This window comes from Paracidovorax konjaci, from assembly GCF_900112675.1.
GTDB lineage: Bacteria > Pseudomonadota > Gammaproteobacteria > Burkholderiales > Burkholderiaceae_C > Paracidovorax > Paracidovorax konjaci.
The window spans coordinates 195,496-208,315 of sequence record NZ_FOMQ01000008.1 but is presented as its reverse complement, the minus strand read 5'-3'; the positions used below and the strand labels follow the sequence as shown (position 1 = coordinate 208,315).

The 12,820-nt window shown below is 70.6% G+C and carries 13 protein-coding genes; 4 read left to right on the top strand and 9 right to left on the bottom strand.

The features are described from left to right. The 3 genes from BM144_RS14210 to BM144_RS14200 all read left to right on the top strand — a co-directional run. Positions 1 to 965 (top strand): RHS repeat-associated core domain-containing protein (locus tag BM144_RS14210; RefSeq protein ID WP_245783665.1); only part of this gene is annotated, 965 nt, incomplete at its 5' end. Continuing rightward, positions 966 to 1,238, top strand: coding sequence for a YrhB domain-containing protein (locus BM144_RS14205; protein WP_092953350.1), 273 nt, complete (start codon positions 966 to 968; stop codon positions 1,236 to 1,238). 69 nt (positions 1,239 to 1,307) lie between these two features. Beyond that, positions 1,308 to 1,535, top strand: coding sequence for a hypothetical protein (locus BM144_RS14200; protein WP_092953348.1), 228 nt, complete (start codon positions 1,308 to 1,310; stop codon positions 1,533 to 1,535). Between the two features lie 253 nt (positions 1,536 to 1,788). Here BM144_RS14200 and BM144_RS14195 read toward each other — a convergent pair whose 3' ends face one another. Beyond that, positions 1,789 to 3,723: a methyl-accepting chemotaxis protein gene (locus BM144_RS14195; RefSeq protein WP_092953346.1), complete on the bottom strand. Its 1,935-nt coding sequence runs from the start codon at positions 3,721 to 3,723 to the stop codon at positions 1,789 to 1,791. A 382-nt stretch (positions 3,724 to 4,105) separates the two neighbouring features. Here BM144_RS14195 and BM144_RS14190 point away from each other — a divergent pair, with 382 nt between their 5' ends. Next, positions 4,106 to 5,050, top strand: coding sequence for an EamA family transporter (locus BM144_RS14190; protein ID WP_092953344.1), 945 nt, complete (start codon positions 4,106 to 4,108; stop codon positions 5,048 to 5,050). 57 nt (positions 5,051 to 5,107) lie between these two features. Here the strand turns inward: BM144_RS14190 and BM144_RS14185 are convergent, their stop codons facing one another. The 8 genes from BM144_RS14185 to fmt all read right to left on the bottom strand — a co-directional run bounded on the left by BM144_RS14185 (position 5,108) and on the right by fmt (position 12,781). Beyond that, a complete protein-coding gene (locus BM144_RS14185; protein WP_092953342.1) occupies positions 5,108 to 6,124 on the bottom strand; it encodes a M14 family metallopeptidase in 1,017 nt (338 codons plus the stop codon). After that, positions 6,124 to 7,191, bottom strand: a complete 1,068-nt coding sequence (locus tag BM144_RS14180; RefSeq protein ID WP_092953341.1) for a Bug family tripartite tricarboxylate transporter substrate binding protein — start codon at positions 7,189 to 7,191, stop codon at positions 6,124 to 6,126. The genes BM144_RS14185 and BM144_RS14180 overlap by 1 nt, the downstream gene beginning before the upstream one ends. Before the next feature lie 132 nt (positions 7,192 to 7,323). After that, complete coding sequence (locus BM144_RS14175; protein WP_092953340.1) at positions 7,324 to 8,277, bottom strand: LysR family transcriptional regulator; 954 nt, start codon at positions 8,275 to 8,277, stop codon at positions 7,324 to 7,326. A 51-nt stretch (positions 8,278 to 8,328) separates the two neighbouring features. Further along, positions 8,329 to 9,153 (bottom strand): orotidine-5'-phosphate decarboxylase, encoded by an 825-nt coding sequence (pyrF, locus tag BM144_RS14170; RefSeq protein ID WP_092953396.1) that lies wholly within the window; start codon positions 9,151 to 9,153, stop codon positions 8,329 to 8,331. Positions 9,154 to 9,234: 81 nt separating this feature from the next. Further along, a complete protein-coding gene (locus BM144_RS14165; protein ID WP_092953339.1) occupies positions 9,235 to 10,431 on the bottom strand; it encodes a phosphoglycerate kinase in 1,197 nt (398 codons plus the stop codon). Between the two features lie 142 nt (positions 10,432 to 10,573). Beyond that, positions 10,574 to 10,909, bottom strand: a complete 336-nt coding sequence (locus BM144_RS14160; RefSeq protein WP_092953337.1) for an AzlD domain-containing protein — start codon at positions 10,907 to 10,909, stop codon at positions 10,574 to 10,576. A 34-nt stretch (positions 10,910 to 10,943) separates the two neighbouring features. After that, positions 10,944 to 11,714 carry an AzlC family ABC transporter permease gene (locus BM144_RS14155; protein ID WP_175526027.1) on the bottom strand — a complete coding sequence of 257 codons (771 nt, stop codon included), beginning with the start codon at positions 11,712 to 11,714 and terminating at the stop codon, positions 10,944 to 10,946. 92 nt (positions 11,715 to 11,806) lie between these two features. Further along, complete coding sequence (gene fmt / locus BM144_RS14150; protein ID WP_092953333.1) at positions 11,807 to 12,781, bottom strand: methionyl-tRNA formyltransferase; 975 nt, start codon at positions 12,779 to 12,781, stop codon at positions 11,807 to 11,809. Between the last annotated feature and the right edge of the window lie 39 nt (positions 12,782 to 12,820).

Genomic DNA, 12,820 nt, shown 5'->3' with positions numbered 1-12,820 from the left:
GCAGGCTGTACGCCATCGATGCGGACCACCTGAACACGCCAAGGAGGCTGACGAACGCGCAGGGGCAGGTGGTGTGGCAGTGGCTCATCACCGGCTTTGGCGAGGCCAACCCCACCACCGGCGCCACGGGCTACGCGCAGAGCGGGCAAGCCGGCATCCGCAGCTACGGGGAAGCGGTGCGGTTCGACCTGCGGTATCCGGGGCAGGTGTGGGACGAGGAGACGGGGCTGAACTACAACCTGCACCGGTACTACGACGCGGCGAGCGGGAGGTACATCCAGGCCGATCCGATCGGGCTGGAGGGCGGGTGGAATCGGTTTGGGTATGTGGGCGCCGATCCGCTGAACTTCTCGGACGACGAAGGCCTGCAAAGGCGTTCGGCCGTGCCTCCGGTCAGTTATGCGCAAAGTCTGCTCAACGCGCAGGGTGTGAATCTCACAAGCCAGATTCGGCAGTACCAGCCCAACTATGCGCCGATGTATGTTTCGGCTCCTGGGCAGGGATTTACGACGATCAATGTTAGGCAAATGCAATCGGTATTGCAGGGGTTGCAGAATGGTGCGTCCTGTTTTTCTGCGAGTAATCCCAATGCTGGATCTATTCGCGGAGTAAACGCAATCGGCGGAAGCATGAATTGCGTCAACTGCGCGATTGCTACGGATGCAACTCTTGCGGGAAATTCCGCATCTGCTCTAGGAGGAGGGCCATTTCGCATAAGTGTTCTCGAATCCACCTATGGACAGCGCTTTGGATTGCCAGCGACCAGCGTTGACATTATTAATTCCATGATCAATGCAGGAAATGGAGCGCGAGGCATTGTGTATGGTGCACCCTTAAATGGCTCTGTCGGTCACGTATTTAATGTGGTAAACCAAAATGGAGTCGTTCGGTATCTTGACGGTCAGACGGGAGGTGCAGCATCAATTAATGGCTACAGACATCTCCAGTTGCTAAGGACAAATTAAATGATTGAATACGCTGAGGCGCTTAGGATTGCCGAAAATTATGTCCAACGTTTGGCCGAAATTGCAAATGATGATTTTCGAATAATTTTAGAAGATACAAAGGAGATTGAGAAAGGATGGGTGTTTTTTTTCAACACATCTGAATTCATCAAATCTGGCAATCATCTATATGCCTTGGCGGGAAATGGCCCTTTTCTTGTCAAAAGAAATGCTGATATTTATCAGCTCCCGAGTTCTCCCGACTGGAGGGAAGGCCTTAATCTTGTTGATTGATAGATTAAGAATCTCAAATCGGCCCAGGTCACGCAGGCGGCGTACAGCCAGAACGCCACGAGGGCGCTCATGAAGAAGGGCGACACGTTCCTGCACTGCGGCGTGGAGGGCCGCATCACCGCGGCCAATGCGAGCAGCGACCCGGCCGGTGCCCTGGCCGTCAGCTACACCACCAACGCCCTGGGTCAGCGCGTGTTCAAGCGCGACGCGCGCCTGTCCGGCAGCAGCACGCTCGCAATCACGCAGCAGACGGTGTATGCGGAGGACGGCACCGGCAGCATGGTGCTGGGCCAGTAAGGCAACCGCCGCAGCAGCGACAGCGCCGCCCTGCCGGCGACATGGACAGCAGGCTGTACGCCATCGATGCGAATCACCTGAACACGCCACGGCGCTCTGCCGTGCAAACCTGCATGGCTGTTACAGCGAAGAAGCACTTCTCGCTTATGGCCCCTGTGCCAGCCCTCCAAAACATATGGCATGAAAACCACCCCATGCCGCCGATTCCATTCAATAGTTCGCTATTAAAAAAATAGCGAACAAACACCCCCCACTAGACCAGCTCACACCCCAGCCGGAAGGCCGCTGCCGCGCGCACCAGCTCGTCCGCCTGGGTGCGCAGCCCGTTGGCCGCAGCCGCCATCTCCTCCACCAGCGCGGCGTTCTGCTGCGTGGCCTGGTCCATCTGCGTCACGGCTTCGCCGACCTGGGCCACGCCCTGGCTCTGTTCCTGGCTTGCCTCGCTGATCTCGCCCATGATCCCGGTCACGCGCTGGATGGCCTGGACCACTTCGGCCATGGTGGTGCCGGCCTGGTCGGCCAGTTCGCTGCCCTGCCGCACGCGGTCCACGCTGTTGGTGATGAGCGCCTTGATTTCCTTGGCGGCCTCGGCGCTGCGCCCGGCCAGTGACCGCACCTCGCCGGCCACCACGGCGAAGCCGCGGCCCTGCTCGCCGGCGCGCGCGGCCTCCACGGCGGCGTTGAGCGCCAGGATGTTGGTCTGGAAGGCGATGGAGTCGATCACGCCGATGATGTCGCCGATCTTGGCGGAGGCCTCGCGGATGCCCTGCATGGTCTGCACCACCTGGGCCACCACGTCGCCGCCCTGCGCCGCCACGAGGCTCGCGTTCATGGCGAGCTGGTTGGCCTGGCGCGCGTTGTCGGCGTTCTGGCGCACGGTGGCGGTCATCTGTTCCATCGAGGCGGCGGTTTCCTCCAGCGCGCTCGCCTGGCTTTCGGTGCGGGCCGACAGGTCCATGTTGCCCTGGGCGATCTCGGCGCTGGCCGTGGCCACGCCCTCGGCGCCGCCGCGCACCTGCGCCACCATGGGCTTCAGGCGGGCGCGCATCTGCTGCTGCGCCGCGATGAGCCGGCCCACCTCGTTGGTGCCGTGGGGCACGTCCTCGCCGCCCAGGTCGCCGTCCGCCACGGCACGGGCCAATTGCACGGCCTGCGCGAGCGGCCGCGTGATCGAGCGCATGAACACGCCGCCCAGCGCCGTGCCGAGCGCCAGCGCCAGCAGCAGGCCGGCCGCGGCGGCGGCCAGCGCGCGCTGGTCGCCCGCCACGCGGGCGCGCAGGGACTCGTCCAGCGTGGCCATGGCGGTGGTGTTGAGCTGGTTCAGTGCCTCCAGCGTGCCCGTGAGCTGGTCGAAATAGTCCTTGGGCGGCGTGGTGATCTCGGTGGCCGAGAGCAGCGCGCGGTCCACCATCTGGCGCGAGGCCGCCACGCGCTGGCGCACGTCCTGGACCGGCGCGGCCAGCGCGGTGCGCAGGCCGGTGTCCGACAGGGCCCGCTCGAAGTTGCGGAAGGTGTCGGCTTCGAGTTCGCCCACGCGCTGCTGCAGCGCCTGCAGCGCGCCCTTGCCCTCGGGCGGCAGGGCCTGGCGCGCGAGGTAGCCCGCGCCCTGGCCCCGCAGCAGGCCGAGCTTCTCGCCCAGCAGCGGCGCGTGGGCCACGGCGGCCTGGATCAGGTCCTGCGTGGCCGGATCGGGATCGGTCTGGAATCCATAGTGGTGCAGCAACTCCTCGCCCACGCGCAGCAGCGTGCCCACGAGTTGCGTGTGCTGCGCCAGGCTCTGCGCAGGCTGCAGCGTGCGCGCGGCCACGGCCTGCTCCAGCGTGCGCCAGGCCTGCTCGGCTTCGGTCCAGGTGCGCACCTGCGCGGCGGGTACCTGGGCTGCCGCGAAGGCCTTCGCGGCATCTGAGAAGGCCTGGTTGAGCGCGTCGCGCGCGGCGGGCCGCCGCGCGGCCAGAACGTCGTCGCCGCCCAGCATCGCCGCCGACAGGCCCCGGTGCACCTGCATCCGCTGCACGGCGCGGTTCACCGCGATGAGGGGCAGCGCACCGCGGCTTTCGTGCTGCGCGGCCGCGATCTCCTGCAGCGCGCCGCGCACGTACAGCACCGTGGGCAGCGCGCCCATGAGCATCGCGATGGCGCCCAGGATCAGGAACTTGTGAAGCAGGCTGAGCCGGTGCAGCAGGGACATTGGGTGTCGTCTCCGGTGAAAGGACAGGGGCCGCCCGGCGCAGGCCGGGGCGGGCGTGGCCGCGGATGGCGGGCATGTAAATAATTGTGCCGACAGCGCCCATGCAAGGGATGTGCCGGCAGGCGGAAGACTTGACCGGCATCAAGGAGGCGGCGATCTTCATAATCTGCGGGTTCCGGACCACGCCCGCCGGTGCGGCATCGCCGCCATCGGCCTCGCGCCTGGCCGCCGCTCCGCCTGCCGCCCCTGGCTTTTCCTCTCCCGCCGACCTGCCGCCCATGCCTGCCCTGACCGCATCTCCCGCTTCGACCCCTGCCTTGCCCCCCGCACACCGGCTGCGGGCCCGGGCCTGCAGCGTGGCGGCCCGGCCCGGGAGCGCGCCATGACGCCGGGCACACCCGCGGCGGCCGCGCCCCTCGCCACGCGCGATCTGCTCGCCGCGCTCGCGGTGGTGCTGCTCTGGGGCGTGAACTTCGTGGTCATGAAGTGGGGGCTGCGCTTCTTCACGCCGTTCCAGCTGGGTGCCATGCGCTACCTGTTCGCGGCGCTGCCGCTGGTGTTCTTCCTGCGCCCGCCGGCCGTGCGCTGGCGTTGGGTGGTGCTCTACGGGCTGTTCCAGGGCGTGGGGCAGTTCGGCATGGTGTTCCTCGCGCTGCGCGTGGGGCTCACGGCGGCGCTGGCGAGCGTGCTCATGCAGACGCAGGTGTTCTTCACCGCCCTCTGGGCGTTCATGCTGCTGCACGAGCGCCCGGGCCGCCCGCTGCTGGCGGGGCTGTCGCTGGCGGCGGTCGGGCTCGTGTGCTTCGGCATGCACTTCACCACGCCGGGCGCGATGGCGGGCGACGTGACGCTGCCGGGCGTGGCGCTCGCGCTGTGCGGGGCCGCGTCCTGGGCGGCGTCCAACATCGTGGCGCGGATGGCGCAGAAGGAATCGCCGGGCTACGAGCCGCTGGCCTTCGTGGTCTGGAGCAGCCTCGTGCCCGTGCTGCCCTTCATGGCGCTTTCGGCGGCCACCGATGCGGACGCGGGCCGCTGGCTGCACGCCGAGGCCTGGACCGCGCTGCCCGGGGTCGCCTGGGCCAGCGTGGCCTACCTGGGCTGGTTCGCCACCATCCTGGGCTACGGGCTCTGGACGGGCCTGCTCACGCGCTATCCCGCCAACCGCGTCGCGCCGTTCAGCCTGGGCGTGCCGGTGGTGGGGCTCTCGGCCGGCATGCTCGTGCTGGGCGAGAGCGTCTCGCCCTGGCAGTGGGCCGGCGTGGCGGGCGTGGTGGCCGCGCTCGCCTGCGTGGTGCTGGGGCCGCGGTGGGCCATGAAAAAGGCTTGATGCCGCCGGTTTTATTGAATAGTTTGCTATTTAAAACATAGCAAACGATTCCACAGCCTACAGCAGGCTGCGCCGTGCGAAGCGCACCACGGTCACGCCCGCGCGGGCCTGGCGCGTGGAAGGCATCACGAGCACGCAGTCGTCGTAGGGCGTGGCCACGGGCTCGCCGTCGTTGTCGCCGATCACCGTGCCGGCCCGCGGGATCACCTCCAGCGCCGCCACCGGCCGCGTGAAGCGGAAGCCGCTGCTGCGCGCGACCACGGGGCCGGTGACCTCCAGCACCCACTGGCGCGGGGCATCGGGCAGGCGCCAGCCGGGCAGGGCCGCCGCCTCCACGGTGCCCGCCGCCGCGAGGAAGCGGGCGCACTGGTCGCGCGCCACGGTGCGGCTGGCCGGGTCGCCATGGAAGCCGCATTCGATCAGCAGCGAGCGCGTGCCCTGCGGGTCGCCCTCTTCGACGTCGGGCCGCCCGAAGCGGCCGTAGTCGCGCATGCGCACGCCGTCGCGGTGCCCGGCATCGGCCACCACGTACTCGGGCGCGCCCATGTGCCGCGCGAGTTGCTGGTTGCGCGCGTGCGGGCCGGTGAGCAGCAGCGGTGCGCCGGGTTCGTGCATGGAATGCAGGTCGAGCAGCCAGTCGGCCTCGCGCACGAAGGGCCGCAACGCGGCGGCGCGGCGCCGCTCGGCCGTGGTGGGCGCGTCCAGCCGCTCGTCGCTCCACTGGCGGTTCATGTCTTCCTCGACGAAGCGCGAGGCGTCGTGGTCCTGCGGGTCGAACCGGTCGAAGGCCGCGAGGTTGCAGAACGCCAGCGTGAGCCGGCCCGCCTGCGGTCGTACGCCGGCCGCCAGCAGGTCGGCGAGCGCCCAGGCGCCGCACAGTTCGTTGCCGTGCACGAGCGCGGTGAGCAGCACATGGCGCCCGGGCCGGCCCGCCTCGAAGGTCCACACGCCTTCGGTGCCGGTGTTGCCCGCGCGCCAGGGGCCGAGGTCGGGCCGCGGCAGCGCGAAGCGCAGCGGCGCGGGGCCGTTCGACGAGGGCAGGGGCGCTGCGCCGGTGGTGGGGGTGCGGTCCATCATTCCTCGATCCTGGCGAATTCGACGATCTTGCGGTACTTGGCCACTTCCGAGGCCAGGAACGCGTCGGGGTCCACGGTGGGCGGGGCCACGGTGGAGCCGCTGGCTTCCATCTTCCTGCGGAAGTCGGGCGACTGCAGTGCCTCGCGCGTCGCGCGGCGCAGCCGTTCGGCCACGGGGCGCGGCAGGCCGGCCGGTCCCATGAGCGCGAACCACACGCCGATGTCCACGTTCTTGAACTGCGGCAGTTCCGCGAGCGCCGGGATCTCGGGCGCCACCGCCGAGCGGCGCGCCTCGGTCGTGCCCAGCGCCACCAGCTTGCCGCTGCGGATGTGCGGCAGGCCGCTGGAGAGCACGAACACGCCGTACTCGATGTTGTTGCCCAGCAGGTCGTTGGCGAGCGGCGCCACGCCGCGGTAGGGGATGTGCGTCATGAAAAGCTGACCCTGTTCCTTGACCATCTCGCCGGCCAGGTGCAGCGCGGTGCCCACGCCCGAGCTGCCATAGCTCGCCTTACCGGGCTGCGACCGCACGCGCTGCACGAAATCCGCCGCGCTCTTCACGCCCGCGCCGGTGGAGGCCACCAGCACCAGCGGCTGCGAGCCGATGAGCGCCAGTGCCGTGAAATCCTTGACGTCGTACTTGACCTTCTTCGTCACGAGCCGGTTGATCGCGATCTCGTTGCTCGCGCCCACGAGCAGCGTGTAGCCGTCCGGCGCGCTGGACGCCACCTTCTGCGCGCCGATCGCGCCGCCGGCACCGCCGATGTTCTCGATCACCACCGGCACGCCCAGGCGCGTGGACAGCTCGGTCGCCAGCGTGCGCGCCGTGAGGTCGGTGCTGCCGCCGGGTGGGTAGCCCACCACGATCGTGATGGGTTTCGCGGGATAGGCCGCGGCCGCATCCTGCTGCGCCTGGGCGCCCTGCAGCGGGGCCAGCGCGGCCGTGGCGGTGGCCAGGGCCGCGACCGCTGCCCGCAGGCCGAGGCGGCGGGCCGGGGACGCGGCCTCGGCGTGCCGCCGCGGGGTGGCGCACGCAGGCACCGGGGGCGTGTGTCGATGGGGCATGGGGGCTCCGTGGGGTGTGTTGGTTGTGCCGCCATTCTCCGGAGCCGGTCCCGCGCAGCGGGTGCTGAAACGGCACGGACCGGTGCTGTTTCGGCACGGCATGCCATGGCGGCCCGGCCGTGGGCCCCAGGCTCAAATGCGTGCGAGGGCCCGCCAGACCGTCTCGGCAGCGCTGCCCATCCGGCGCTTGGGCCGCACGAGCCGCACGTCGAACCGCTGCTCCAGGCGCCGGTCGCCCGCGGGCGCGAGCGTGCCGGCCTGGCAGTCGGCGCGCACCATGGACCACGGCAGCCACGCCACGCCCAGGCCGCGGTGCACGTATTCGTACTGCGCGTCTGCCGAATCGCATTCGATGGCGCGGCGCAGGCGCGGCGCGAGCGGGTGCCGCGCGAGCAGGTCTTCCACGAGCCGGCCCAGCGCCAGCGTGTCGGCATAGGCGAGGTAGGGCACCGCCGGCCCCTCGGCCGACAGCGCATGCTGCGGGGCGCGCTGCGCGTTGGCGCGCGACACCGGCACCAGGCGGTCGGTGGCGAGCGTGGTGTGCGTGTACACGCGGCCGTCCAGCCGCACCGCGAGCGCGGGGTGGTGGTAGCCGAGCCAGAAGTCGGCCTCGCCGCGCTCGAGCATCGCCACCGTCTGCGCGAGGCCGTTCGTGACCACGCGCAGCTCGGCGCTCTGCAGGGCCGTGCGCACGCGCGGCAACGCATCGGCGAGCACCGTGCGTGCCAGCGTGCGGCCCGTGGCGATGGTGACCGAGCGCGCCTGCCGCCCCGCGATGGCGCGCAGCTCTTCCTGCGATTGCGACAGCTCCCGCGCGAGCTGCTCGGCGGTGTCGAGGAACGCGGTGCCGGCGGCGGTCAGCCGCACCGGGCCGCCGGATCTCGCCGCGTCGGCCCCCGCGCCGCCCCCGCCCTCAGCGCCTTCGGCCCCCGCGCCGCGCTCCACGAGCGCGACGCCGGCCCAGGCTTCGAGCGCCCGGATGCGCCGCCCGAACGCCGGGTGCGTCACATGCCGCACCTCGGCGGCGCGCGTGAAGCTGCGCTCGCGCGCCAGCGCGATGAAGTCTTCCACCCATTTGAGCTGCATGGCTGGCTTGCGGGGGCAGGCCGCGTGCGCGCCGCGTTCCTTCGCGGGCCCTCAGCGCCGCGCCGCGTTCAGCGCGTCGCGCGTCGCCTGCGCCGCCAGGCGGGCCGCGGCGGCGAAGCCGTCGCCGCTGCTCGCGTACAGGATGGCGCGCGAGGAGTTCACCACGATGGGCCCGTCCGCGCGCAGCCCGGCGCGCACGGTGGCGGCTGCGTCGCCGCCCTGGGCGCCCACGCCGGGGATCAGCAGCGGCAGCGTTGGCGCGAGGGCGCGCACGCGTTCGATCTCGGCGGGGTAGGTCGCGCCCACCACCAGGCCGAGCTGGCCGTTGCGGTTCCATGGCCCCTGCGCCTGCCGCGCGATGTGCTCGAACAGCAGCGGCTGCCCTTCCACGCTCGCGAGGCGCTGGCTCTGCAGGTCGTCGCCGCCCGGGTTGGACGTGCGGCACAGCAGGAACGCGCCCTTGCCGTGGTAGGCCAGGTAGGGCGCGATGGAGTCGAAGCCCATGAACGGCGAGAGCGTCACCGCGTCGGCACCGTAGCGCTCGAAGGCCTCGATCGCGTACTGCTCGGCCGTGGAGCCGATGTCGCCGCGCTTCGCATCGAGGATCACGGGCACGTGCGGCGCGGCGGCGCGCATGTGCCGCACGAGGCGTTCGAGCTGGTCCTCGGCGCGGTGCGCCGCGAAGTAGGCGATCTGCGGCTTGAACGCGCAGGCCAGGTCGGCCGTGGCATCGACGATCGCGGCGCAGAAGTCGTAGATCCGGCCCGCGTCGCCGCGCAGCGCGGCGGGCAAGCGCGCGGGCTCGGGGTCGAGCCCCACGCAGAGCAGGGAGTCGTTGCGCGCGGTCGCGTCCCGCAGTTGGTCGAGAAAGGTCATGGCCGCCATTCCAGGTCGAAAGTGCTGCATGCCGCCGGATTCATTGCGGATGCAGCTATGTTTTTTATAGCAATTGGGAAATCAGGCGGTGCGTGCGCGCTTCTGCAGGATCTCGAAGGCCGGCAGTTCCTTGCCCTCCAGCACCTCCAGGAAGGCACCGCCGCCCGTGGAGATGTAGCCCACCTGCTGCTCGATGCCGTACTTGGCGATGGCCGCGAGCGTGTCGCCGCCGCCCGCGATGCTGAACGCATCGCTTTCGGCGATGGCGCGCGCGATGGCCTCCGTGCCGTGCGAGAACGCGTCGAACTCGAACACGCCCACCGGGCCGTTCCAGACGATGGTGCCGGCCGACTGCAGTTGCGCGGCGAGCTTCTTCGCCGTCTCGGGGCCGATGTCCAGGATCAGGTCGTCCTCGGCCACGTCGGCGGCGGCCTTCACCGTGGCGGGCGCATCCGCCGCGAAGGTCTTGGCCACCACCACGTCGCTGGGGATCGGCACCTCGGCGCCGCGCGCCTTCATGGCCTCGATCACGGCGCGGGCCTCGTCCAGGAGGTCGGGCTCGGCCAGGCTCTTGCCGATCGGCAGGCCGGCGGCCAGCATGAAGGTGTTGGCGATGCCGCCGCCCACGATGAGCCGGTCCACGTTGTTCGCGAGGCTCTTGAGGATCGTGAGCTTGGTGGACACCTTCGAGCCCGCCACGATGGCGGCGAGCGGCCGGCGCGGGTTGGCCAGGGCCTTCGTGATGGCGTCGATCTCGGCGGCCAGCAGCGGCCCGGCGCAGGCGGTCTTCGCGTATTCGGCGATGCCGTAGGTCGTGCCCTCGGCGCGGTGCGCGGTGCCGAAGGCGTCGTTCACGTAGATGTCGCAGAGCTTCGCGAGCTTCTGTGCCAGCTCCGGCTTGTTCTTCTTCTCGCCCACGTTCACGCGGCAGTTCTCGAGCAGCACCACCTGGCCCGGCTGCACATCGACGCCGTCCACCCAGTCGGCGACCAGCGGCACGTCGCGGCCCAGCAGTTCCGCGAGGCGCTCGGCCACGGGCGCGAGCGAATCGGCGGGCGTGAGCGCGCCTTCCGTGGGGCGGCCCAGGTGGCTCGTCACCATCACGGCCGCGCCGGCGTCCAGCGCCATGCGGATGCAGGGCACGGACGCGCGGATGCGCGTGTCCTCGGTGATGCGGCCGGCGTCGTCCTGCGGCACGTTCAGATCGGCACGGATGAACACGCGCTGGCCGCGGGCCTGGCCCTGGGCGCAGAGGTCGGAGAAGCGAAGGATTTGCATGGGGAGAGCTGGAGGGGGTGGGAAGCCCGGGCCGGCCATCGGGTGGCGGGCGCTGGGGCGGCGGCGAAAAAAACTGCGCCGGATTGTAGGCGCCGCACCGGGCGGCCTTCCGTAGGCCGGGGCCGGCACCGCGGCCGCGGCGCTACCAGCCCAGGCCGATGTGCAGCGGCAGGTAGACCGCCATGCCCACGCAGATCGTGCCCAGGATGCCGCGGCGCCAGAAGTAATAGGCCACGGCGCAGGCCATGGCCGGCAGGCGCGCATCCTGCAGCGTGCCGATCAATTCGCCGCGCGACATGAACAGCTCGGGCGCGATCACCGCCGCCAGCGCGGCGAGCGGCGCGTATTTGAGGCCGCGCTTGAGCCAGTCGGGCATCGGCACTTCGTTCTCGGGGATCATGAAGAAGGCGCGCGTCACCAGCGTGATCACCGCCAGCCCGAGGATCGCGATCGCGGTTTCCGTCACCGAAGCGTCCATGCCGCCTCCCGGTCGCCGTGCCTGCTGTCGCCTGTCATGGGTGTTCCTCCTCGCGCAGCGGCACCACGTCGCCGTCTTCCACGTCCTTCTTCTCCTGGGGCCGCAGCGCACCGTGCGCGGGCACCAGCCGCACCTCGGGCCGGCGGCGCAGGTGGCGGTCCACCGTCTCGATGATGAGGCCCGCCGCCACCGCGGCCGCGATCGCGACGAGGATGTTGAGCTTGAGCGGCAGCGAGAACGCGGCGATCGCTGCCGTCATCGCCACGCCCGTGGCCAGCCACGTGGCCCGGTCGAACAGCATGGACAGCAGCACGCCCAGCAGCGCCAGCACGCCCGCGAAGCCCAGGCCCCAGGACAGCGGCACCGCGTTCGCGAACAGGATGCCGGCGATCGAGGGGATCTGCCAAGAGCACCAGTTGAGCACCGCCGCGCCCCAGAAATAGGGCACCTGCTCGGCCTGCGGCTCGGGCTTGGGAAAGCGCTTCATGAAGGCCACGAAGATCACGTCGCCGCTGAAATAGCCCACCGCCAGGCGCTGGCGGCGCGGCAGCCACGAGAAGTAGCTGCGCCACATGCTGCTGAAGATGACGAAGCGCAGGTTCACGCACGAAGCCGCGAGCCACATCACCCAGAGCGGCGCGCCCGCGGAGAGCAGCGGCAGCACCGAGAGCTGCGCGCTGCCGGCATACACCGTGAGCGACATGAAGATCGCCATCGGGACCGACAGCCCGCTCTTGACCATCGCCACGCCGGTCACGAGGCCCCACGCGCCGATGCCCACGCTGGTGCCGATCATGTCGGTCATGCCCAGCCGGAAGTAGGGGTGGCGCACGATCTCGCCGGCGGACGGCGCCGCCTGCGGTGCCGTGGACGCCGCCGGGGATCCGCCGTCCACGCTCATGCGGGCGCTCCGCCGCCGAACACCAGGCCCGGCGCCAGCGGGTGGCCGCGCAGGAAATCCCCCACCGGCAGCCGCTTGCCGCCCGCGCGCTGCAGCACGGCCAGGCGCAGCACGCCCGAGCCGCAGGCCACGTCCACGCCGGCGTCTTCCACGGCCAGGATCTGCCCGGCAGCGGCGCCCGCCGGGGCCGCCGCGCCCGTGGGCTCGCAGGCCCACACCTTGATGGTTTCCGCGCCGAGCTGCGTCGATGCCCCGGGGAACGGGTCGAACGCGCGCACGCGCCGGTCGATGGCCTCGGCGGCCAGGCCCCAGTCGATGGCGCTCTCGGCCTTCTCGATCTTGTGGGCGTAGGTCACGCCCTCGGGCGGCTGGGGCGTGGCGGTGAGTCCGCCGCAGGCCGCCAGCTCCAGCGCCTCCACGATCAGGCGCCCACCCAGGCCGGCCAGCCGGTCGTGCAGCGTGGCTGTGGTGTCGGCCGGCGCGATGGGGGTTCTTTCCACCAGCAGCATGGCGCCGGTGTCGAGGCCCGCGTCCATCTGCATGATGGTCACGCCGGTCTCGGCATCGCCCGCTTCGATGGCGCGGTGGATGGGCGCGGCGCCGCGCCAGCGCGGCAGCAGGCTCGCGTGGATGTTGAGGCAGCCGAGCCGGGGCAGGTCGAGCACCCACTGCGGCAGGATCAGGCCATAGGCCGCGACCACCATCGCATCGGCCCCGGCGGCCTCCAGGGCCGCGCGCGCGGCGGCGGCGTCTTCCGGGAACTTACCGTCCAGCCGCAGGCCGCGCGGCTGCGCCACGGGAATGCCGCGGTCCAGGGCGCACTGCTTGACGGGCGAGGCCTGCAGCTTCATGCCGCGGCCGGCGGGGCGGTTGGGCTGGGTGAGCACGAGCGGCACCTCGATGCCGGCGGCCAACAGGCGTTCCAGGGCCACCCGCGCGAAGTCGGGTGTGCCCGCAAAAATGGTCTTCATGGCAGCAGGAAAGGGGGCGCCCGCCGGGAGGGCGCCGGG